Raw genomic sequence first — 21857 nt, forward strand, 5'->3', positions numbered from 1 at the left:
GCGGCATCCCTGCTCCCCGGCGGCCGTGCAGCAGGGATGCGGAGTCCGGCTGTCGGCCAGAACCGGTCAGTTTTCGAGAAGCGCCGGCCACCAGGCCGCCCCTACCGTCGAAGGCATGAACTCCATCGATGCCATCATCCTGGAGGTGGCCGACCTCACGGCTGCCACCCGCTTCTACTCCACCGTCCTCGGGCCGGACTCCCCGCACGTGCGCCTGCGCCCGTCCGGGGACCCGACGACCGGCTTCCGCGGATTCACGCTGTCACTGGTGGTGTCCCAGCCGGGCAACGTCGACGCCCTCATCGATGCCGCCGTCGACGCGGGTGCCACCCCCCTCAAGGCCGCCTCGAAGTCACTGTGGGGCTACGGAGGGGTCGTCCAGGCCCCGGACGGCACCATCGTGAAGATAGCGACGTCCGCCAAGAAGGACACCGGCCCGGTCACCCGGGAATTCGACGAGTTCGTGCTCCTGCTGGGTGTCGAGGACGTGAAGGCCAGCAAGCGGTTCTACGCCGGTCGGGGTCTGAGCGTGGGTAAGAGTTTCGGCGGCAAGTACGTCGAGTTCGCCACGGGCTCGGGCCACGTCAAGCTCGCTCTGTACAAGCGCCGCGCTCTGGCGAAGGACGTGGGCGTCCCCGCCGACGGCACCGGATCGCACCGGCTCGTGCTCTCCGGCACTGCCGGCCCCTGCAGCGATCCGGACGATTTCGTCTGGGAGGCCGCCGTCCCGCTGACCGCTACGGCTTGAGCCCGCACTGCGGCGACGACCACGGTCGAGTCACGGTCCCGCGAACCCGCCGCCGGTCGGCTATGACCGGAGTGCGCGGGCCACGCTGTCGATGACGGCGCTGTCCATGGGCGCCGTTCCGGTGAGGGTGCCGGCCAGCGCGCGGGCCAGGACCGTCGCGGCGCTGATCCGGGTGTCTTCCTGCTCGTCGCCGGTGACCTTTCCGATCACGGCGTCGCGCACGGACGTGGAGATGTCCAGCCCGCCGAACTGTTCGGGGAAGGACAGCATCATCAGGCACACCCCGACGTTGGCGGCCAGGATCGACTGGCCTGCCAGTTCAGGGGGCATGCGCAGTCGCCCGGCATCGCCACAGCGCTGCAGCGCCGCAAGGAGCAATGCTTGCGCTTCCTTGATCGCCTGCGGCTTGGGCTCCCCCGCCGGCGTGAACATCAGCCGGTACAGGTGCGGGTTGGCCAGGGCGAACGTGACATGGCTGTCCCAGGCCGTACGCAGGTCCGCCACCGGGTCAGCGGTGCGCGGATTGCGCCTCTTGTGGGCCAGGAAGCGTTCGAAGCCGATGTCGGCCACCGCGACGAGCAGCCCTTGCTTGTCCCCGAACTGGCGGTAGATCTCGGGGACGCCGACCTTGGCCCGTTCGCAGATGGCACGGGTCGAGATCGCCAGCGCGTCCTTGCCGGCGAGGAGTTCCATGGTCGCTTCCAGGATGCGCTCGCGTGCCGTGGTCATGCGTTCATGCTAACAGCTGAGGCAATCATCGCTTACAGCATCTGAGCTGGGAACATCTCGCGCGAGGGCTGAGGAAACAAGGAACCTTGATAGCTTCGCTTACGAACTGTGTTAGCGTCGTAAACGTCTGGGGGCAGCACCCGCCGGTCTGCCGGGGCGTGCACTCCTCACTGCATGGCGCGACAACCAGTCCGAATCTCTAAGGTGGTTCCCCATGGGTACGACGACCCTGCGCGAGCTGAACGGCTTCGACGAGACGCCCGCTTCACTGGCCGACGCCACGGTGATCCTGATCGACTACCAGAACACCTACACCGGCGGCGTCATGGAGTTGGACGGCTACGCCGAAGCCATCGCCGAGGGCAAGAAGCTCCTCGCCGCCGCCCGCGAGGCGGGCGCCCCGGTCATCCACGTCCAGGAGGCGGGCTACGACACCAACTCCGAGGGCGGCCGGATCCACCCGGACGTCGCCCCGATCGAGGGTGAGGCGGTTGTCGTCAAGAGCGTGCCCAACGCCTACCACAACACCGACCTCGGGGAGCTGGTCGAGAACACCGGGCGCAAGGACGTCATCCTCGCCGGGTTCATGACCAACATGTGCGTGCTGTTCACCGCCCAGGGCGCGTTCCTGCGGGGCGACCGTCCGACCGTCGTCGCCAGCGCCTGCGCGACCCGCTCCCTTCCCACGGCGAAGGCGGCCGGCACGACGCTGAGCGCCCAGCAGATCCACGACGGCGCCCTGGCGACGATCACGGAACTCTACGGCGTAGTGGCACCCTCCGTTTCTGACCTGAAGTAAGGCGCCGGCCTTACGGCCGCGCTGCTCAAGGGCGCTCGGGCTTCGGCCCGGGCGCCCTTTTTTCATGCCTAATTCCGAAACTCTCCGTTCCGGTTTATTTGTTCGCACAGCACGTATGTGAGAGCACTGTGCCATCTTCCGTTGTTTTCTTGCCAGTTGGGGCAGTAGCGTCCTTTGCGTTGGGCGCGATTCACAAGAAAAGGCACCCTTCCGGGGGAAAGGCACACTGTGACATCTCGAAGATCCTTCGTCGGCGGCGCGACCGCCGTCGGGGCGACAGCACTCCTGACCGATCTCTCCTCGTCCCCGGCTTCCGCCGCACCGGTCGCAGGTGCGGTTTCCGTCACTGACGCGCGGGCGAAGATCCTCGCCGTCAACGCGGGTATGCGGACGCGGTACAAAGCCCTCAAGGACGAACTGCAAAAGCACCTCGCGCCGGTCATCGTCGTCGCCAACGGCCCCGAGGGCGGTACCTACTGGCTCGTGGAAAACGGCCAGGTCATCGAGCAGGTCTACCCGGTCGATCAGATCTTCCAGCTCGCCAAGTCCATCGCCCACGTCCCGCTGGGCACGTTCTCCGTCCTCGCCCCCTACCTCAACAAGCGCGTCCCGGACTGGCACCAGAAAGCCGGGGACATGGACGCCCACGACCTCGAGATGGTGTCCTTCAACGGCCCCGGCTCCGAGGACTGGGTGGAACCCCTGCGCCAGTGGGGTGACGTAATCGCCGCGGGCCGTGCCGTGTTGGAGGACGCCGACCTTCCGGACAAGCTCGTGAAATCGAGCGCGCACATCCTCGACGGCGCCTCGGAGTTCATAGCGGAGGCAGTGCGGACGCGGTCGTTCTCGATGAAGAACTTCGAGGACTTCACCGGCGCCGTGTACGGCGACATCCGCACCAACATGTACTTCGCCGCCAAAGCCCAGATCGACGGCGTCACCGCCCTTCTCACCCGCTGGAAGAACCAGCTGGGCGCCGCGAAGTGGCATGACCTGTACACCTTGGTGTACTCGATGTGGACGACGTCGGTCCTGAACCAGAACACCATCATCATCCGTCACTTCATGGACGCCGACCGCGTCGGCACCCACCTGATCGACATCGTCTGCGACCAGCTCCCCGTCACCGACCCGATCGGGGTCGGGCTGGAGAACCTCGCCCGGATCGTCCAGGACAACATCGCGGCGGAGATGGTCTTCTCCGCCGACCAGAAGGTGGCCAACGCGCTCAAGGGCCGCGAAGACCTGCTGTCGCAGGAACTCCTCGGCCTTCTCGGGGACGACGCGTCCACATTCGGTACGCCTGGAGTGGCCCTGACCTGCCCGGTCCAGCACTGACCCGCACCACATCGACCACTGCTACCCACGGCTGACGCCACGAGCGGCTCTCCTTCGCACACCAGGGGGAGCCGCTTCACCTTTTCCACGGGGGAATTCACTTCATGCACACCACGCGTACCCGCCGGCTTCAGGCGCGGTACCTCATCGGGCTCATGCTGCTCGCGGTGAATCTGCGGGCCGCGATCACCTGCGTCGGGCCCGTTCTCGAACCACTGCGCAGCAGTTACCACCTCTCGTCGGCCGCCACCAGCGTGCTGACCGCGTTGCCCATCGTCTGCCTCGGCGTCTTCGCCGCCGTCGCCCCACCGCTCGGCGCACGTCTCGGGTCGGAGAAGACCATCACCGCCGCGCTGCTCCTCGTCTTCCTCGGTGTCCTGGTGCGCTCCGTGGCCGCCCCGGCCGCGCTGTTCGCCGGGACGATCCTGACCGGCGCCGGAATCGCCACCGGAAACGTCCTCGTCCCCGCTGTCATCAAACAGCGCTTCCCCGGCCGGATCGGGTCTCTGACCGGACTGGTGATGATGCTGATGGCCGTCTCCGGCGCGGTGGCCGCCGCCTCCGCCCTCCCCCTGGACCACGCCGGCGGGCTGGGCGCCGTCCTTGCCGTCTGGGCCGTCCCCGCCGCCCTCGCCACCGCCGTGTGGGGATCTCTCGCTCACACGAACACTCGACGGCCCCTGCCGTCCCCCGCGGCAGCCGTACGGCCTGCCCAGGAGGCCCGGCTGTCACGTTCGCCGCTGGCCTGGGCGGTGGCGGCGTTCCTCGGGATCGTGTCGCTGCTGTTCTACACACTCACGGCATGGCTGCCCGAGATCATGCAAGGCCAAGGGTTTTCAGCGACGGAATCCGGGACGATGCTCTCCGTCCTGCTGACTCTCGGTATCCCCTTCGGGCTCGCCGTTCCCACGACCGCTGCGCGGCGGTCTGATCAACGGGTCCTCGTCGCCGCCGTGGTGGGCGCGAAAGTCGCCGGCCTGGCCGGGATCTTCCTCATCCCCGAGGCCGGCTGGCTGTGGATGGTCATCCTCGGTTTCGCCACCGGCAGTGCCTTCCCCCTCGCCATGACGCTGATCTCCCTGCGCACCCCGGACCCCGCCACAGCTGCGCGACTGTCCGGCATGGCCCAGACCTGCGGATATCTCCTCGCGGCCACCGGCCCCCTCGGTGTCGGCCTGCTCCACACCCTCACCGGCGGATGGAACATCCCGCTCCTTCTCCTGCTGCTCCTCGTCGTGCCCGAGACAGCGGCCGGACTCGCCGCCGCCCGCCCAGGTTTCGTGGTTTCCCGCGGCAAGGTCTCCGACGCTCCGGTCCGCGAGCCTGCCTGACAGCCGGGACCGGCAACGGGAGGCACGCATTCCTTCCGCCGACTAGGTGCTAGCGATCCGCGTCTGCCCCCGGCGTCTCGGCGGCGGCCTGGACGAGGTTCTGCTCCAGGCGTTCCAGGGTGAGCAGGGTCGCGGTGCGCTCCTCGTCCGAGAGACCCGCCGTCGAAATGTCCTCGAGCTGGCTCCAGACGCGCTCGACCTCGCGGCGCAGGGCGTGGCTGGCAACCGTGGGTTCGATGAGTGACGCGCGTCGGTCGGTGGGCGAGGGGCGGCGGCGGACGAAGCCGGCCTGCTCCAGCCGCCGGACGGTCCGTGTCATGGTGGCGGCGTCGGAATCCATCAGCCGCACCAGGTCGGCCTGCCGCTGGGGGCCGAGCTCCCACAGGTGCATCATGACCAGCTCCTGGCCCGGATGCAGACCGATTCGGCGGAGCAGCTGCCCCGCCAGCATGCGGTGCAGGCGGGCCAGGCGGAAGATCGCGTGACTGACCGGTCCCCCGCTCGCCGTACCAGGCACCGGGACCGTGGCCGTCTGCTCCGCCTCCACGTGACCCCGCTCGGCCTCGGGTCCGGGCTGTGTCATCTCTCCCTCGCTTTCCTGCCTGAGCAACTTCATCCTACCGCGGGGCCAGCACCCCCGCCCGGGCACCCGAATGCCCACGTATGACAGCAGAGCGTTGGGTGTGTGACCTGATTCACTCCGAACCTCAGGAATGAAGCCGCGGGATTTACCTGTTCGGACAGGTGATTTACTTGTCCGAACAGGCATTCACTGCGCAGGCCGCCTCTGCAGCGCCTTCGCAGTACACCCACCCCGAGGGAGAGACCATGACCACTGCTTTCGATCCGATCGTCCTGGGCGGCAAGCGCCTGGCCAGCCGCGTCGTGATGGCGCCGATGACCCGCAGCCGTGCCTACGGCCCCGGCGCCGAGCCGACGGAACTGATGGCGACGTACTACGCGCAGCGTGCCGGCGCCGGGCTGATCGTCACGGAGGGCATCCAGCCCTCGGCCGTCGGCCAGGGCTACCCCGACACCCCTGGTCTGCACACGCACGGGCAGGTGCGGGCGTGGCGGACGGTGACGGACGCCGTGCACCGCGAGGGCGGCGTGATCTTCGCCCAGCTGATGCACACCGGCCGTGTCGGCCACCCGAGCCTGCTGCCCGACGGTCTCGTACCGGTGGCGCCGTCCGCGGTGGCCGCCAAGGGCCAGGTCTACACCCACGAGGGGCCGAAGGACTTCGTGACGCCGAGGGAGCTGAGCGAGGCGGAGATCCGGGAGACGATCGCCGACTTCGCCACCGCGGCCCGCAACGCGGTCGAGGCCGGGTTCGACGGCGTGGAGATCCACGGCGCCAACGGCTATCTGATCCACCAGTTCCTCGCGCCCCACACCAACCGGCGCACCGACGCCTGGGGGGCCGGCACCGAGGGCCGGATCCGGTTCGCCGTCGAGGTCGTCACGGCCGTGGCCGAGGCGATCGGCGGCCACCGGGTCGGTCTGCGGATCTCGCCCGGAAACCCGTACAACGACATGTCCGAGGACGACCCGGGCGAGGTCTACACCACCCTGCTGGACCGACTCGCCGGTCTTGAGCTCGCCTACCTGCACCTGCTGGAGGGGCCGGACCGCGACCTGACCGCGGCGCTGCGCAGGGCTTGGCCCGGCACGTTCGTCCTCAACCCGTTCACCTACCCGGACGCCACCGGCCCGGACGCCCTGAAGCTGGTCGAGGACGGCAGTGTGGACATGGTGGCCTACGGGGCGCTGTTCCTGGCCAACCCCGACCTGCCGCGCCGCCTCGCCGCCGGCGGTCCCTTCAACACCCCGGACCCGGCCACCTTCTACGGCGGCGACCACCGCGGCTACACCGACTACCCCACCCTCACCCCCTGAGCGGCGAGGCCGCCGAGGCAGCCGCACAGTGAGTCGGACGAACGCGCGGCGGCCTTCCTCGTCCCCCACTTCCACCTTGGAGTCCCCCATGTCCAAAGCGATCACCTTCGCCGAGTACGGCACGCCCGAAGTGCTGCGACTGTCCGAGGTCGCCCCGCCGGAGCCGGGTCCGGGCCAGGTCCGGATCCGGGTGCGGGCCGCCTCCGTGAACCCCCTCGACATGAAGATCCGGTCCGGCCTGATGGCCGGTGTCGCCCCTGCCGACTTCCCCGTGACCCCGGGCCTGGACGCGGCCGGGGTCGTCGACGCCGTCGGCGAGGGAGCCGACGCGGCCGTGGGCGACGAGGTCCTCGGTCCGACCGTCGGCGGCGGCTACAGCGAGTACGCCCTGCTCGACCGGCCGGTGGCCAAGCCCGGAGTCCTGTCGTGGAAGGTCGCGGCCTCGCTCGTCACGGTCGGCCGGACCGCGTTCCGTGTCCTCGGTCAACTGGGTGTGCAGTCGGGTCAGACGCTGCTCGTCCACGGGGCCGCCGGCAGCGTGGGCTTCCTCGCGGTGCAGCTGGCGGTCGCCCGGGGCGTCACCGTCATCGGAACGGTCGGCGAGCACGACATCGAGCGCGTTTCCGCACTCGGAGCCACCGCGGTCCGCTACGGCGACGGCTGGCTGGAGCGGGTGAAGACCGCGGCGCCCCACGGGGCCGACTTCGTCTTCGACGCCGCCGGCGCGGGCGTGCTCGCCGACTCCGTGGCCCTGACCGGTGACAGCGCCCGGGTCATCACCATCGCCGACATGTCCGCCGCGCGGCACGGTGTGCGCTTCAGCGCCGGCAGCGCGGACGAGTCCGAGGAAGCCCTGCCGGAGCTGGTGCAGCTGGCCGCCAAGGGCAAGCTGACCGTACCGATCTGGCGCACGTATCCCCTGGCGGAGGCGGCACAGGCACACACCGACCTGGAGGCCCGCCGCAACCACGGCAAGGCCGTCCTCCTTCCCTGACCCCGCTCCCCCGCCGCCTGGCGTCGCCCCCCCCCGACGGAGCGCGCCGGGCGGCGCTCCCACCGGCCTGGGCCGAACCCACCTACACCGGCGGAGTCTGCCTTTCCCCTCGCCCTTTCCCCTTGCCGAAGACACCCGAGCGGCTCTCGACTGCTGGACGTCTGGCCGGAATCGGCTGTGTGGGACGCGGTCAGCGGGGGCCGGAGCGACCGGGGCGCTGCCGTGTCGACGTGGGGGAACCGCTGCGAACCGGGCGCGCCCTGGCTTTCAGCCCACGACGTTGATGGTGGTGGAGGACATCGTCCGGTCCCCTACCTGGAAATTCAGATGCGTGTCCCCCGGCGGGGCGTTGCGGGACGCCTTCGCCGCGACCCAGGCCCGGGACTCGGATCCCTTCCCGAGCAGGCCCAGGTCGACGTTCCTGAAGGTGATGCGCTGCCCGTCCGCGGACACGGCCCCTGGAAAGAATCTCCGGCTTCCACGGGCCCCCTGAACCGTCAGCAGGTAGCCGGGGTTGCCCTCGGCGGCGAACTGCAGTCCCTTGCCCTGCGGCAAGCTGACCCGCACCGTCTGCGCGGGGACCGTTCCGTCTCCGTCGGCGACCAGCCGCACGCCCGGGTAGCCGATGTCACCGGCGTGGGTCAGCCTCACATCCGGAGGCTCTCCCGGAAACACCGAGAGCGCTGCGCTCTGGGGTGCGGTGTAGCGGTAGTAGACGCTGCCGACCTGGAAGGCGTCCTCGATCACTTTGGGGTTCCAGCAGATGCCGCTGACCCCGCCGTCGGCGTTGGAGGACTGGGGCCAGACCAGGAAGCGGTAGTAGCCGGGCCTGTCGCCCAGCCTCCGCAGATCGATGGGCGGCAGGGTCACCTTGTGCTCGACACCGCCGCCCGGGTGGCCTGTGGCCTTCTGCACCTGGGGAGTGGGCGTGTACGCGGACGGTGTGCCGTCCTCATGCACCAGCTGGTAGTAGACGGAGTCACTGTGGTTGCTGTCGACGTCCGCCACGCCCTCGCGGAGGTTGACCAGGTCGATGATGAACTTGTCCCCGGGGATAAGGCCGTCGTCGCAGACGTAGCCGAACCCGGCCTGGCTGTTGGGGGTTCCGCCCCAGCCGGTGTCGTAGGGCAGGCGCACGAACGGACGGCCCACCTTTTCGGGGTTGCTCCTGTCCCACGCCCCGGCAAGGACCTCCACCCGCGGGTTGGCCGTGCGGACGGTTCCGTCGTCGAGGGTGACGTCGACCCGGATCTGGTACGTACGGCTGTACGCGGGGCGGGGGTCGGCATCGACGTCGAGGTCACCGCGGAGCGTGAAGGTGATGACATCGGAGTCGTCGAGGAACGTGAGGTCGATGACCTCGTATTCCTGGTCGATGCCGCCACGACCACGCTTGACCTCACCGACGGCCGTGTCGGCACTGCCGTTGCCATAGCAGGAGTACTTGATCTGCTTGATCTTCACGCCCACCGGGACGCGGATCCGCCCGTCGTAGCGGAACTCGGAGTCCCATGTCGCGAAGCGGTTGGCGTGGCCGAGGGTTCGGATGCCCGTCAGTTCCGGGTCAGCCGCGTTGCAGTTGTCCCGGCGCGTCGCGGGAGGGGTCATGCTCGGCTCCTTCGTGCCTGGGAAGTTCCGCGAGCCCTGCCCACGGCGAGGCGTGCTTCGCCGCGGCAGTCGAGGCCGCGACCGGGCAGCGCGTTGAGCACCGATATGCCTTATGCATATGCCGATGGAAAGGAATCCATGTCCCAGTGCTTCACATTCACTCGGGCGCGGCAAGCGGTGCACGGCCATCCCGGCGAGTGGCCGACGAGGTCCCGCGGACACCACCCAAGGCAGGCGTGCAAGGCGGTCCTCCAGGGCCCGCACCAGCCGCGCGACTCGCCGTCCGGCGGCGGCCGCAGCTCCACGGCCGGCAGCCGCACCAGCTCGGCGAGCGGGGGGCGCAAGGGGTGGCGGCATTCCTGCCGGTCCAAGGGGCAGACCCGCGACAGGCTCCGACAGGACCGGCTCCTCGGCGAAGCCTTCGCCACCGGCGACCCGCTCAAGCTCATGAGGCTCTTCGGCATCACCGAGGCGACCGCCCTGCGCCACGTCGTCGCCACGTACCCCGAGCGCACCGCGAAGCTGCCCAGGTGGCGTCGCTCTCCCGTGCGTGACGGCCTGCCCAGGAGCGGTCCGGGGCAGGCCGTCACGGTGATCGGTCAGTCAGACGGCGACGCACGCCGGTGAGGTTGGGCAAACCCTCACGGTCAGCCCTTCGGCCCCACTGGTCGTACGGGTCAGCACGACGAGTACTCGCCCCAGTTGGCGCCATTGGCGTAGGCGTGCCAGGAACCGCCGGCCTCGGAACAGCCGTTGGGAATGGTGACGATCGCCTGCCAAGTGTCAGGGTTCGCCGAGTGGATGGGCACCCACCCGGAATACACGTCCTGCGGGCCGTCGACCGTGTCGCCGCTGGCGCACGCCTGCCCCACGTAGTTCAGCGTCTGCACACACGGGTACGCCGACCAGGCAGTGCCGCTGTGGCCGAGCCAGTAGTTGTGGGAGTACTGGAAGTGGGCTCGGACATAGCCGCAGCCGTCGTACTGTTGCTCCACCTGGCCCGCGTACACACCACCGACGTTGATGTTGCCGGGGTTGCCGATGTTGATGGTGGTGCAACTGGTGGGGGCGGCCTGCGCTGTGCCGCCGACGCCGATGGCGGCACCGCCACCGAGTGCGAGGGTGGCGGCGGTGAGGGCGATAGCGCGTCGGGTCTTGGGGAGCTTGAGCATGGGTGCTGTCTCCTGCCTTGAACGGCCTGGCCGCGGTCGGGGCCGGGCCTCGGTGTGACCGTGGACGGAATGATCGTGTCTGGCGTTTGGCGGAGGGTCCCGAAGGGGGTCACGAGCAGCCGGTTCTGGTCAGCCACGCGCGAAACGGCGAGATCCTCGCGACGAGCGCGCGCCAGGGAGCCCGTTTTCGGCCTCGATCGCGCTGCCCTGATGACGACGGTTCCAGGACATCGCCTTCGTGGCTGCGAGAGAGCCGATCTCTTGTTTCCTGGTGATTCCGCACGCATCGCCCGCCCCGTGGCCTTCGGTGAGTCCGGCTGTGGTGACGTTATGGACACGGGTCCGCCGGCCGTCCTAGATTCGTCCTAGTGCCAGGTAGGCAAGGGGATCGGCGCTGATCGTGAGCGCAGCACCGCCCCGGCGTCGGCGACGCGGTGGCGGCACCCGGCGTGCGGGCAGTGCCCCTCGGTGGCCAGACCGAGGCGCCTGAAGAGGGCGGTCTTCTCCTCGGCGAGCTGGGCCGGGCAGCCTAGGTGGTCCACCGTGACCTGGAGGTGCTTGCCGTCCTCCCTGACGGTCAGTCGACTGCCGCCGGGTGTGACGTGGCGACCGCAGGCCTCCACGGTGCCGTACGGGCGCAGCAGCGCAGGTCCGCGGCCGACGCCCGGCTGGGGTGGGTCATCCGTTGCTGCTCGGCGGAGTCACGGTGATGCTGATCTCCCTGCCGGCGAGCGCTCGGGCAAGAGCGGTCCGAGACGCAGTCACCTGTGGATCCTCGCCGTCGTACGACTCAGGAAATGCGAAGTCGACCGTGACCAGGGGCGCATCACTTGCCCAGTCCACTCGCACCTCTGGCGGAGCGGCAGCCGCTCCGAGCGCGCCACGCCCCCAACCCCAGCCGGCTCGCAAAGCCCCCGCCACGATCTGCTCAACAGCTTCTCGGCGGACCTCGCTTGTCGGGACGAGGGGTTGCCCGCTCTGCGCAAGCGCCAGGGACTCGTCCGTCGCCGTCGCCGCCCGCAAGGCTTCCGGCGAAACCGACCAGCCGACCTCCAAGCCGCCCGGCACCTTCAGGTTCAGATCTCTGGTGAGGAACGCCGTGCGCACCGTGTCCGGGCTGAGGTTTCGGATGGCAAAGCCGATCAGGCCGAGGGCGCACAGTGCGACGAGCGGCCACGCGATGGACGAAGCGAACTGAAGCACGGACACTGCTGCATTCTGTCCAAGCCGTCCTTCATCCGCCAGAGGGTCCCCGACGCCCCCTGCCGGGCGACCGACGGCTCAGAGTCCGCCGTCAAACCAATGTTCAACCCCATCAAGGCGCGAACCCGCGCGCTTCAAGTCGGCCCGAAGGGAAGGGAACCGCACATGCCCCACCGGGACAGCCACGACGTGGTGGTGGTCGGCGCCGGCGCCGCCAGGCTGGCCACCACCACGGCTCTGCACGCCCGCCGGCCGCGACACCGTCGGCGTGGAGGCCCGCGACCGCATCGGCGGACGCCTGCTGTCGGCCGCCACCTCGGACCTGGGCCGGGGCCTCGACCCGGGCGCCACCTGGTCCTGGGGCGGACAGGAGCGCGGGCGCAACCTGGCCGCACGCAGCGGCGTCGAAACCCTCGCACAGCATCTCGCCGGGGACGCCATCCTCCAGGACCGCACCGGCGCCCATCGCCGTGCTGGCAACCCCCTCCACCGCCCAGCGCCTTGCCGACCACGTCCTCTTCGGTCACCCTCTCTCAGCGCCCGACGCTCCATGACCGCCTGCACTGCGCGTCGACCGAAACGGCGACGCAGTACGCCGGGCACATCGAAGGTGCCCTCGCCGCCGGGGAGCGCGCAGCGCTGGCCGTCCTCGCGGCGCCGTCCGGCGCGAACGACCCCCGCATCGGCGTCACAGCCCCCTCCGCCACCACCGCCTCGGAAGTGACATGACCAGCAGCACCACGCCCGTCGGCACGACGGCCCACATATCCGACCCGGCACAGGCACAGCGCCGCATCCTGCGCGTCCTGGTCGCCTCCCAGATGCTCAGCGGCGCGGGGCTCGCCGCCGGCGTCACCGTCGGCGCCCTCCTCGCCCAGGACATGCTCGGTTCGACCAGCCTCGCCGGGTTGCCCAGCGCCCTGTTCACCGCCGGCTCCGCGCTGACCGCCGTCGCCGTCGGCCGTATCTCCCAGGCCCGAGGCCGTCGTCCCGGTCTCGCCACCGGATACCTCACCGGCGCCATCGGCTCGGCCGGCGTCATCACCGCCGCCGTGCTGGACAACCCGGTGCTGCTGTTCATCGCCTTGTTCGTCTACGGCGCGGGCACCGCCACCAACCTCCAGGCCCGCTACGCCGGAGCCGATCTCGCTCAGCCCGGTCACCGGGCCCGGGCCGTCTCCACCGTCCTCGTGGCCACCACCCTCGGCGGTGTCACGGGCCCCAACCTCGCCGCACCGACCGGCCGCTTCGCGGAACGCTTCGGCATACCGGACCTCGCCGGACCCTTCATGCTGTCCGGCGCCGCCTATGCGCTGGCCGCGCTGGTCCTCGCCCTCTGGCTGCGTCCCGACCCGCTGCTCGTGGCCCGCGCCGTCGCCCGGGCCGAGGAAGCCGACGCCCCTGCGCACCCGGCCGCAGCCACCACGGTCGTCGACGCGAGCGAGGGCCGCGGAGGTGTCGTCCTCGGCGCGCTGGTCATGGTCCTCACCCAGCTCGTCATGGTCGCGATCATGACCATGACGCCGGTCCACATGCACGACCATGGCCACGGCACCGCCGCGTCCGGACTCGTCATCGCCCTGCACATCGGCGCCATGTACCTGCCCTCCCCACTGACCGGCTGGTTCGCCGACCGTTTCGGCCGCATGAAGATCGCCGCTGCTTCCGGTATCGCCCTGCTGGTCGCCGGCGTCCTCGCCGCCGCAGCACCTGGTGACTCCGTCGCTCTCCTCGCGCTCGCGCTGGCCCTCCTGGGGCTGGGCTGGAACCTCGGCCTCGTGTCCGGCACAGCGATCATCACGGACACCGTGCCGCTGGCCACCCGCGCGAGGACCCAGGGCATGGTCGACGTCTCCATCGCGATCGCCGGTGCCACCGGTGGCATGGCCTCCGGCATCATCGTCGCCGCCACCAGCTATCCCGCTCTCGCGCTCGCCGGCGGCGTCCTGTCCGTCGCCCTGCTGCCCGCCATCGCCGCCACCGCCTACCGCCGATGAGCGACCGGTCCAGCGGCGGTCGCCCCGGCACCGCCCACATCGACGGCAACGGCACCCGTTCCGCGCCGGCGCCGAACCCGGCCGAGGGCATGGGCCGTGGCGCCGCCCGCCGTGGGCATGGCGGTCGGCGGCACACGGGAGCGGGTGTTCACGGCGCCGGAGCGGCCACACCGGGGCGCACAAGGACCGACCCCGCTGCCTTCGTGCCGGCCGTCCCGCCGCCAGTGGCGCTGCCGCCGATGGGTCTGGGCGCCGGGACGGGTAAGGGTGGCGCGTCCGGTCGGCACGTCGTGCCGGCCGGCGGGAGGGTGCCGTCGACGAGGTAGCGGCTCTCGTGGGCCTTGACGCAGCCGCTGGGATGGAGCACGGCGGTGTGCCCGTACCCGTCGTAGGTGAGCAGCCGGGCGTCGGCCAGTTCGCCGGCCATCCCCCGCGTTCGAGTGGGGAGTGGCGGGGTCGTCTGCGGATCCGCGTATGAGGGGCATGGGCGTGTTCCGTCCGTCCTTCTCCTTGGCTGGGCCCGAGGCCGCCGAGGACGCCGGACCTCGACACGCGTCCGTGTCCACGACACAGCGGTACGGCGGTACGGCGGTACGCGCGAGGCAGCGCGGCCGAACGGGAGAATCGCCCCCGGGCCCGGCCTGCCGGGGCATCGGCTTCGGCAGGGCGCCGCTCGCTGCCGGAACTGTGGCTTCCACCACGGCGATCGCGCTCGTGTCCTGGTGAGATCGCCGGATGTTCGGTTTCCTCCTCCGTCTCCTGCCGTTCTGGGTGCGCGAGCCCCTGTTCATCGCGATCGGGTCCGTTCTCGGCGTACGCCTCGTGTATCTCGCCGGCCGCGACCACGACCTGGGCGCGGCCGGTTTCGGCGTGGTGTTCCTCGTGTTCACCGCGGTACGCGTCTACGCGGTGGTCGGTGCGCTGCGCGCACGCCGCAACCCCGGTCCGGTGGCCCCGGTGAACCCGGCGGCGGCCAATGCTGCCGCCCAGGCACAGCCCCAGGCACAGGCCCAAGCGCAGGCACCGGCGCAGGCCCAGGCACAGGTCCCGGCGCAGGCCGGAGCCGGGCCGCGTGCTGGTGCGGCCACCGCGGAGAAGGAGCCCAGTGCGTGGGGCCAGGCCGTCGCGGCCGTGGCCGTGTTCGGGGCACTCGGGGCCGCGCTGTGGCTGGCCCCGCACGTGCTGCCTTCCGACGACAGCACACCGCAGCCCGCCTCCTGCTCCGGTGCGGAGCACGAGAAGCTGTCGAAGGCCTACGAAAGGACGCCCCGGGCCGTGACCGGTGACGAGTTGTGCAGGGCGCTCAACCGGCCCGACCTGGCCCGGCTTCTCGGAACGCCTGAAGAGACCGCGACCACGGCTTCCGGTACCTCCGAGACCGCTCCCCTGACCGACGGGAAGATCGCCCAGCCGCAGGCCGAGGTCAGTTTCGACACGTACACGGTGAATGTCTCGGCCACCTACAACAAGCTGTCGACTGCTCAGTACGTGAAGCTGATGAAGATGGGCGGTGAGAGAGACGTCAAGACGCTCACCGTTCTCGGTCGGCCCGCGGTCTTCTCCTCGGACCACACCATGAAGCTCAAGATCGATCTCGGCAGTGGCGGCTCCGGCGGACCGGTCGAAGAAGGTCCCCTGGCCAGGACGCTGTCCGTGGCCCTCGACAGGAAGGACCGGGGCGGCCACTACGACATCACCGTCTGGAGCACGTCCGGAGCCCTCCCGGACGACGGCGTCCTCCTCGACATCGCCGAGAAGGTTCTGCCGACGATCCCCGAACGAGCTGTCAGATGAGAGGATCCTTGACGACCGGCTGGAAGTAGTGGTCCAGCGCCCAGGCGGCCACGTGGGTGCCGGCCCGGCAGCCGGCTGCGTCCGCCAAGCGGGAGTGGACGCCGCCCCACACACGGGCGTCGACGACGGCCATGTAGTCCGGGTGTGGTGGGGTGAGGAGCAGCGGTTCCCAGGCCGGGTCCGCCGTCGTCCCGGTATTGCCGTCGGTGTCGGCGAGGCGGATGGCGGTGACCGGCCGCCAGGAACCGTATTGGAGCTTGGCGTCCCATGCCGTGACGACGGCGTCGGTCGCCGACGCGTTGACCGCGGCGAACAGCCGGGCCGTCTCGGCGATGCCGAGCCGGTGCCGGGCGGCGTGGTCTCGTACAGCCGTCTGGACGTGTTCGACGAGGTTGCCGCTGAAGAAGAGGGCGGTCTCGGTCTGCTGCACACTCCGGCCCGAGCCGGTCTTCGCGCCCATCGCCTTCAGCTCCTGGACATCCTCGGCATAAGCGGCCGAGGAGATGGCGGGCGGTCCGCCTGGGCGGAACTGCTGCGGGGAGGCGAGCAAGAGGGGGCGGAGATCGGCGATGAAGGGCTGGAACGCGGGCGGGGTGGGCCGCCAGACCCCCGGTGCGAGGGAAGCGGTGAAAGGAACGTCCGCGAACCTTCCGTCCCCTTACCGGAGTTCGATGATGCGGGCGGCGGCGCGCTTTCCGTGGACAACGCGCCCCCCGGTCTCGGACCTGACCGGCCGGAAGAGCGGCTCGCGAGTTCGCGTAGGCGGTGTCGAGTCGCTCCTTGAGTACGCGCGCGTGCGCAGATGAGTATGTGATCCGATGTCGCGGGCCGGGTGCGGTGATTGGATGGGCGCATGCTTCCCGACGACATACGGCCGAACAACGTGCAGCCGCGCCTCCACCGGACGTGGTGGAGGGCGCCCCTCGTGGCGTCGCTGGTCGGCCTGCCGTTCCTCGTACTGGAGTACCGATGGTTTCGGTCCGAGGACGGCATCGGCGCCTTCGGAGGAGCGTTCTACTGGTCGGTCGGCCTGCTCGCCCTCTCCTGGGTGCTCCCGCACCGCCGCTCCCTCCGCACACCGCGCGTGCTGGCCGCCGGCGCCGGGCTCGGGTGCGTACTCCTTCCGATGCTGTTCGCGCTGGCACTGGGCGCGGCCCTGTCCGGGATCTGAGCTGAGCGGACCGGGCGCAACTGCCGGGTATCCGGACCCTGTTCGGAGGCGTGCAGGAGCGCGGCGTACTCATCCGGCTGCTCCCGGGCTCGACGTCGGCATCAGTTGACCCTGCACCCGCCGGGGTGCCTCCACACCACAACGGAGCCTACGGCGTGTCCAAGGCCCCGCTCGTCCACGCGGCGCGCAGCGCCTTCTTGTCCACCTTGCCCACCTTGGTCGTCGGCAGGTGGTCCAGCAGCACCGTCTTCCGGGGCGTGTACAACTCCCCCAACTCGGCGGTCACCGCCGCGCCGACCGCCTCCGGGTCGATGTCAGCGCCCTCGGCCGTGGCCAGGAAGATCTGGACGGCCTCCCCGTACTCCTCGTCCGGCACACCCAGCGCCGCCGCGTTGCGCACACCGGGGAGCGTGAGCAGGAAGTCCTCCAGGACCCTGGAGTAGACGTTGTCGCTGGTGCTACCGGTGACGATGATGTCCTTGGCCCTGTCGACGAGATAGAGGTACCCCTCGGCGTCGAGATAGCCCATGTCCCCGGTGCGCAGCCAGCCGTCGTGCAGCGCCGCCGCGGTGCGCTCCGGGTCCTCGTAGTAGCCGAGCATCACCGTCTCGCCGCGGACGCACACCTCGCCGACCTGCCCGACGGGCAGTGCCGCCGCGCTGTCTTCACCACGGATCTCGATCTCGACGTCGGAGATCGCGCGCCCGCAGCTGCGCCACAGCTCGGGGCAGCGGGCTCCCTCCGAGGCGAGATCCTCCGCGCTGAACGCGGTGATACCGAGCGCCTCCGACTGCCCGTAGCCCTGGCTGAGCACGGGCCCGAACACCTTGACCGCCTGCTGCAGCCGGCTGGGCGACGTGGCCGCGCCGCCGACGACGATCCGCCGCAGCGCGGGCAGCGCGTCGGGCTCGCACTCCGGGTGGTCGAGAACCGCGTACAGCATGGGCGGTACGAACATGGTGGCGGTGATCCGCTCTTCGCGCAGTACCGTCAGCGCCGCGCCCGCTTCGAACTCGGGCAGCACGACGAGGACGGACCCTGTCACCAGAGCCTGGATCGAGGTGAGGTGGCCGCTGCCGTGCGTGAGCAGCGTGGAGGCGAGCACCCTGTCCGTGCCCTGGTTCATGGTCGGGAAGATCGCGGGGCGGGAGTTCTGCGGGGCGTTTTCCGCCAGGCCCACCAGCGCGTCGTAAAGCCGGTGGCTGTGCGCGGCGAGCTTGGGTCGGCCCAGAGTTCCACCGGTGTAGAGGACGGTGACGGCCTCGTCCGCTCCCGGGGCGGGCACGCCGTCGGGGCGCACGGCCGGGCACTCGGCCGCCAGGGCCAGCAGGTCCGTGCACGGCTGCTCACAGGGTCCGAGGCTGAGGAGCGCGGGGGCGTGAACGCTGCGGCCGGCCGCGTCGGCGGCCCGTTGCGCGAAGAGCGGGTCGGTGACCACGGCGCGCGCCCGGGACTGCTCGACCAGCGCGGCGAGCTCGCCGGGCCCTGGCTCGGGCGGCAGGAACACGACGCGGCAGCCGATGAGATGGACGGCGAGCTGCACCAGGACGGAGTCCACGCGGTTGGCCAGGAACAGCCCCACTCCGTCGCCGGGCGTGAGCCCCTGCCCGCGCAGCGCATGCCCCAACCTGAACAGCCGCCGCCGAGCCTCTCCCCTGGTCAGCCGCTGCGTCCCCTGGACGAGCGCCTCCGTGTCCTCGTCCCTGTACCAGTGCTCCAGAATGCGGTCCACGTACGTCCGCGGCTCGGATGTTTCGTGTGCGTTAACGATCACCAACACATCCAAACACGCCGCTGAGAAGCCGCGGCTTCACGGAGGCCACCTTCGGCCACCAGCTGGCGGCGCACCCATGCCCACGCTTCGATGAAAAATCGGCCGTCGCAGGTCAGTTGAGCGCCTGAGAGAGCGCACCGAACGCTCGTCACCATGGCGGGGAATCGTTCCCCGTGGCGTGGGTGGTCCCAGCATGCCCTTGCACGGACACCGACGGGCCGACAGCAAAGTCGGCCCGACGCACCGCGCGAACCGGGCCGCCGCCTTGCCGCCGCTCCCCCGGCCGTCGCGCGCGCCACGACAACCGCCCCCGAACGGCCGGCCCGCCTCACGATTTCCGGTCTGTACTTCTTCCTGCGCCAGGTCATCGGCTCCAAGGATCAGCTGGATGACGGAAAGGCTGAGGAACGTATGCGGAGCCTGTACCAGGGCTTCGTCACCGACCCGGCGAACCGCGCGGCGCTCGGTGCTGCGATCCGGGATGTCGCGAACGCGACTGGTCCGGTGCTGTTCCACTGCTCGGCGGGTGAGGACCGAACCGGTGTCCTCGCGGACACGGTCCTCCCCGCCGTCGGCGTCCCGGCGACCACCGCCGAGGGTGACTCGAACGACTGATGGGCCACTCGGGACCGCTCACGGCACGCGGCAGCGGAGCGACCGACTCGCTCAATCGGCCTGCGCCTGCTTCCGATTCACCATAGGTCTTCCTGAATAGCGGTGCTGGCCCTGCGTGCGGCGGAAGCCGCAGCGGGCTTGTGTTCATCCTCGACGGGATGCAAGCCGCTCACTGACAACGCTGTGAGCGAGTCCTCGCCAAAGATCACGCGGACGTCCACGGTGAACGCGACCAGTTTGGCCGTCGGAGTGAATCCGAACCCGAGAGTGCGTGCGAAGCCGGTCGCGAGCACCTTCACCGTAGCCGCCAGCCGGGAGACGTCCGCGGCGACGTAGTCGGCTTCGTCGCTCCAGCCGATGATCTCCACCACGGGCGTGCTGAGCCAGCCGTCGAAGTGGGTCCATTCCAGGAAGAGGGCCTCGTCCTTCAAGTCGACGACGCATGCCTCGAACGGCCCGGAGGCCACTTCGGCCACGATGAACTGGTGAAGCCAGGCTGTGGTGGACCGCGCCGAGAGACGTGCCTGCAGGCGGGCATCGTCGTGAGGGACGGGACGGCGTTCGGCGAACCGGGCAAGAACCTTCTTGAGGTCGCTGAGGTACTCCAGGGTGACACCCGCTTCGGTGACTTCGGCGGCGAGTTCGGGGTGGAGTCTCCCGTCGGGCCCGAAATTCTTGCTGTTCCTGGTCACGAAGCAGGTCCTCCCGCTCGGGTCCCGCTTCGCTTCGTCGAGAACGGTCACCCAGATCGCCGAGTCCCGGCTGCCTTCCTTGCCGGTCGACTTGGCGGGCAGCCGACGCTGAGCCTCGCGCCACAGCCCTTCCCGGGCGGCCTCGAACGTCAGCGGCAGTATCTCGAACGTCCCGCGGTACAGCGTCTCCCACTGGGCGACATGCCCGGATACGTCGTCGACGGCTGGCCAGTGCTCGAAGCCGTCGCCTTCGGTGAACTGCAGTTTCCACAGCTCGTCGTACGAGGTCCGGGCCTTGTGCAGGGCGTCCTCGTAGGCCCGCTTCCGATGCGCGAGCAGCCGGACATGGCAGGGCGGTCTTCGGCGGCTCCCGAGGCCGAGCCGGCTCCGCCCCCGAAAAGTCTCGCCTGTCGTGTCAAGAATCCGGCGGCCCGTTGACTGTCGGGAAGGTGTACGGCCGCTGCTTCACGGTGAGGCGCTCGGGCCGCAGACTGGAGGGAGTTTCGTGGAGGGTACGGATGTTGGCGCCGTCGTCGTGTTCTTGGTGATCGTGTGCGCGCCGGGGCTGAGCAGCGTGCTGCAGAGCATCGCGTTCCGCATCCGGGCCGCAGGGAAGGCCGAGCTCGTGCGCGCAGGGCGCGAGTCGGGTGACCGCACGCCCCGCGGACGCAGGGGGAAGCGGGGGCGGCGTGGATGAACAGCGAAGGGCCCAGCGTGCCGAGGCACTCGCGGCCCTGGCTGCCGAGCGGCGCGGCCAGATGGTCGGCCACGCCCGCAAGCGACTGCGCGACTTGGGAGTTCCGCCCTCGTGGGCGGATCCCGAAGACGTCGTGCACAACGCCCTCACGAGCGTGCTGGCCTGTACCGAGCCGATCGAGCGGCTGCGCCCGTACGTCTTCAAGGTCATCAAGTACGAGGTCCGGCACGCGGCGCGGCGCTACCGCGGCGGACAGGGGTATGCGTCTCTGGACGCGGACGTACAGCTGGAGACGGCCACTGGGGCCGCCGACCCGTGCGCCGCAGCCGACCTGCGCCTGGACCTCGACGCGGCGCTCACTGCCCTGCCGCCCCAGCAGCGCAGGTCAGTATGGTGCAACAAGGCGCTGGGGCTGACCCAGGCAGAGACGGCCAAGGTCATGGGCGCGGCGCCGGGCAGCGTTGCCACCCACGTCTCCCGCGGGGTCAAAGCGCTGAGGGTGACTCTCGGGACTCTTCTTGGGGTGGTCCTCGCCGCCTTCACCGCGGCGTGGGCACGGGCCGGCACGCTGCCCATCGACCCCGCCACGGCCGGTCATCTGACGGCGCGGATGGAACGTTGGGTGGTGCGCTGGGGGTGGCCGCAGACCATCGTGGCCGTCCTGGTCGGTGGATCGCTGACGTGGCTGGCCTGTACATCGCTGTACCCGCAGTACTTGCGGATGATGAGCTGGCTCCGCGGCAGACGGGCCGCCGAGCCGGGCCCCGAGCCTGGCGCCGAGGAGTCGGGGATCGGCTGGCAGGACGGGAACTGGACCGTGCGGAAAGTGGCGGGCGCCGAGGCCAAGAAGACGTACCGCTGCCCCGGCTGCGACCAGGTGATCTCCCCGGGCGTCCCGCATCTGGTGGCATGGCCCACGCACCAGGAGGATCGGCTGCACTGGCACACGGCGTGCTGGAACGCACGGGACCGCCGCAGCGCGCGAACGAGGGGATCACGGACTACTCCGTCGGCGGAGGGCCGGCGTCGAACCAAGGCGTAATCGCACGGTGGTCACCGAAGGGCCGAGCGTCCTGCGGCAATCACCGGTTTGGTGGGTGCCGTCCTGGCAAGCGGGCTTCCGCTGGCTACCCCGGCCAGCGCAGGGGCGTACGGGCGGAGAGGGCGACCGGCCCGGCGAGCTGGACCACGTTGTTCTCTTGTGCCACCAGACCCGGGTGCCCCTCACGCCCGCGCGTCGGCTGGGACAAGCGCCAGCAGCGCCGGACATGATGCCCAGGTAGCAGCCCGAATCGG

22 protein-coding genes and 1 pseudogene are annotated in these 21857 nt (G+C 70.2%); 13 read left to right on the forward strand and 10 right to left on the reverse strand.

The window, feature by feature from the left end; genetic code table 11:
• The first annotated feature begins 115 nt into the window (after positions 1-115).
• Entirely contained in the window at positions 116-748 is a 633-nt protein-coding gene (locus IE244_RS29665) for a VOC family protein (protein ID WP_191876622.1), read from the forward strand.
• A 60-nt stretch (positions 749-808) separates the two neighbouring features.
• On the opposite strand, the gene IE244_RS29670 is transcribed toward IE244_RS29665, so the two are convergent.
• Positions 809-1477, reverse strand: coding sequence for a TetR/AcrR family transcriptional regulator (locus IE244_RS29670; RefSeq protein WP_191876623.1), 669 nt, complete (start codon positions 1475-1477; stop codon positions 809-811).
• 214 nt (positions 1478-1691) lie between these two features.
• On the opposite strand from IE244_RS29670, the gene IE244_RS29675 reads away from it, so the two are divergent.
• From IE244_RS29675 to IE244_RS29685, 3 genes are all read left to right on the forward strand, one after another.
• A complete protein-coding gene (locus tag IE244_RS29675; RefSeq protein ID WP_191876624.1) occupies positions 1692-2276 on the forward strand; it encodes a cysteine hydrolase family protein in 585 nt (194 codons plus the stop codon).
• A 228-nt stretch (positions 2277-2504) separates the two neighbouring features.
• Positions 2505-3614 carry a hypothetical protein gene (locus IE244_RS29680; protein WP_229854404.1) on the forward strand — a complete coding sequence of 370 codons (1110 nt, stop codon included), beginning with the start codon at positions 2505-2507 and terminating at the stop codon, positions 3612-3614.
• Between the two features lie 104 nt (positions 3615-3718).
• On the forward strand, positions 3719-4945 hold the full coding sequence (locus IE244_RS29685) for a CynX/NimT family MFS transporter (protein ID WP_191876625.1): 1227 nt from the start codon (positions 3719-3721) through the stop codon (positions 4943-4945).
• A 49-nt stretch (positions 4946-4994) separates the two neighbouring features.
• Here IE244_RS29685 and IE244_RS29690 read toward each other — a convergent pair whose 3' ends face one another.
• On the reverse strand, positions 4995-5528 hold the full coding sequence (locus tag IE244_RS29690; RefSeq protein WP_191876626.1) for a MarR family winged helix-turn-helix transcriptional regulator: 534 nt from the start codon (positions 5526-5528) through the stop codon (positions 4995-4997).
• A gap of 245 nt (positions 5529-5773) precedes the next feature.
• Between IE244_RS29690 and IE244_RS29695 the strand changes: the two genes are divergently transcribed.
• Both IE244_RS29695 and IE244_RS29700 read left to right on the forward strand, forming a co-directional pair.
• Positions 5774-6844 (forward strand): alkene reductase, encoded by a 1071-nt coding sequence (locus IE244_RS29695; protein ID WP_191876627.1) that lies wholly within the window; start codon positions 5774-5776, stop codon positions 6842-6844.
• Positions 6845-6932: 88 nt separating this feature from the next.
• Complete coding sequence (locus tag IE244_RS29700) at positions 6933-7838, forward strand: NADP-dependent oxidoreductase (RefSeq protein WP_191876628.1); 906 nt, start codon at positions 6933-6935, stop codon at positions 7836-7838.
• 267 nt (positions 7839-8105) lie between these two features.
• Here IE244_RS29700 and IE244_RS29705 read toward each other — a convergent pair whose 3' ends face one another.
• Positions 8106-9446, reverse strand: a complete 1341-nt coding sequence (locus IE244_RS29705) for a hypothetical protein (protein ID WP_191876629.1) — start codon at positions 9444-9446, stop codon at positions 8106-8108.
• A gap of 447 nt (positions 9447-9893) precedes the next feature.
• Here IE244_RS29705 and IE244_RS29710 point away from each other — a divergent pair, with 447 nt between their 5' ends.
• A complete protein-coding gene (locus tag IE244_RS29710; RefSeq protein ID WP_191876668.1) occupies positions 9894-10073 on the forward strand; it encodes a hypothetical protein in 180 nt (59 codons plus the stop codon).
• Positions 10074-10123: 50 nt separating this feature from the next.
• On the opposite strand, the gene IE244_RS29715 is transcribed toward IE244_RS29710, so the two are convergent.
• The 3 genes from IE244_RS29715 to IE244_RS29725 all read right to left on the reverse strand — a co-directional run bounded on the left by IE244_RS29715 (position 10124) and on the right by IE244_RS29725 (position 11827).
• Positions 10124-10618 carry a hypothetical protein gene (locus IE244_RS29715; RefSeq protein WP_191876630.1) on the reverse strand — a complete coding sequence of 165 codons (495 nt, stop codon included), beginning with the start codon at positions 10616-10618 and terminating at the stop codon, positions 10124-10126.
• Between the two features lie 365 nt (positions 10619-10983).
• Positions 10984-11262 carry a DUF6420 family protein gene (locus tag IE244_RS29720; RefSeq protein ID WP_308436300.1) on the reverse strand — a complete coding sequence of 93 codons (279 nt, stop codon included), beginning with the start codon at positions 11260-11262 and terminating at the stop codon, positions 10984-10986.
• Positions 11263-11296: 34 nt separating this feature from the next.
• On the reverse strand, positions 11297-11827 hold the full coding sequence (locus IE244_RS29725; protein ID WP_191876632.1) for a hypothetical protein: 531 nt from the start codon (positions 11825-11827) through the stop codon (positions 11297-11299).
• A 719-nt stretch (positions 11828-12546) separates the two neighbouring features.
• On the opposite strand from IE244_RS29725, the gene IE244_RS29730 reads away from it, so the two are divergent.
• Positions 12547-13818 carry an MFS transporter gene (locus IE244_RS29730; protein ID WP_191876633.1) on the forward strand — a complete coding sequence of 424 codons (1272 nt, stop codon included), beginning with the start codon at positions 12547-12549 and terminating at the stop codon, positions 13816-13818.
• A gap of 148 nt (positions 13819-13966) precedes the next feature.
• Here IE244_RS29730 and IE244_RS42345 read toward each other — a convergent pair whose 3' ends face one another.
• Positions 13967-14245, reverse strand: coding sequence for an alpha/beta hydrolase (locus IE244_RS42345; protein WP_229854405.1), 279 nt, complete (start codon positions 14243-14245; stop codon positions 13967-13969).
• A 308-nt stretch (positions 14246-14553) separates the two neighbouring features.
• Here IE244_RS42345 and IE244_RS29740 point away from each other — a divergent pair, with 308 nt between their 5' ends.
• Positions 14554-15612, forward strand: a complete 1059-nt coding sequence (locus tag IE244_RS29740) for a DUF6215 domain-containing protein (RefSeq protein ID WP_191876634.1) — start codon at positions 14554-14556, stop codon at positions 15610-15612.
• On the opposite strand, the gene IE244_RS29745 is transcribed toward IE244_RS29740, so the two are convergent.
• Positions 15605-16072 (reverse strand): vanadium-dependent haloperoxidase, encoded by a 468-nt coding sequence (locus tag IE244_RS29745; RefSeq protein WP_191876635.1) that lies wholly within the window; start codon positions 16070-16072, stop codon positions 15605-15607. The two genes, IE244_RS29740 and IE244_RS29745, sit on opposite strands and share 8 nt — an antisense overlap.
• Positions 16073-16465: 393 nt before the next feature.
• Here IE244_RS29745 and IE244_RS29750 point away from each other — a divergent pair, with 393 nt between their 5' ends.
• Positions 16466-16783, forward strand: a complete 318-nt coding sequence (locus tag IE244_RS29750; protein WP_191876636.1) for a hypothetical protein — start codon at positions 16466-16468, stop codon at positions 16781-16783.
• A gap of 148 nt (positions 16784-16931) precedes the next feature.
• On the opposite strand, the gene IE244_RS29755 is transcribed toward IE244_RS29750, so the two are convergent.
• A complete protein-coding gene (locus IE244_RS29755; RefSeq protein ID WP_229854406.1) occupies positions 16932-18515 on the reverse strand; it encodes a class I adenylate-forming enzyme family protein in 1584 nt (527 codons plus the stop codon).
• Positions 18516-18710: 195 nt separating this feature from the next.
• On the opposite strand from IE244_RS29755, the gene IE244_RS29760 reads away from it, so the two are divergent.
• Positions 18711-19172: a tyrosine-protein phosphatase gene (locus tag IE244_RS29760; RefSeq protein ID WP_191876638.1), complete on the forward strand. Its 462-nt coding sequence runs from the start codon at positions 18711-18713 to the stop codon at positions 19170-19172.
• A 77-nt stretch (positions 19173-19249) separates the two neighbouring features.
• On the opposite strand, the gene IE244_RS29765 is transcribed toward IE244_RS29760, so the two are convergent.
• Positions 19250-19864, reverse strand: coding sequence for a hypothetical protein (locus tag IE244_RS29765; protein WP_191876639.1), 615 nt, complete (start codon positions 19862-19864; stop codon positions 19250-19252).
• Between the two features lie 758 nt (positions 19865-20622).
• On the opposite strand from IE244_RS29765, the pseudogene IE244_RS29770 reads away from it, so the two are divergent.
• Together IE244_RS29770 and IE244_RS42350 are read left to right on the forward strand one after the other, a co-directional pair.
• Positions 20623-20997: pseudogene (locus IE244_RS29770) on the forward strand (sigma-70 family RNA polymerase sigma factor); the annotation flags it as partial.
• A 285-nt stretch (positions 20998-21282) separates the two neighbouring features.
• Entirely contained in the window at positions 21283-21603 is a 321-nt protein-coding gene (locus IE244_RS42350; RefSeq protein ID WP_373305789.1) for an Rv1322 family protein, read from the forward strand.
• Positions 21604-21857 lie beyond the last annotated feature (254 nt).

The sequence above is a fragment of the Streptomyces filipinensis genome (genome assembly GCF_014649495.1).
Taxonomy (GTDB): Bacteria; Actinomycetota; Actinomycetes; order Streptomycetales; family Streptomycetaceae; genus Streptomyces; species Streptomyces filipinensis.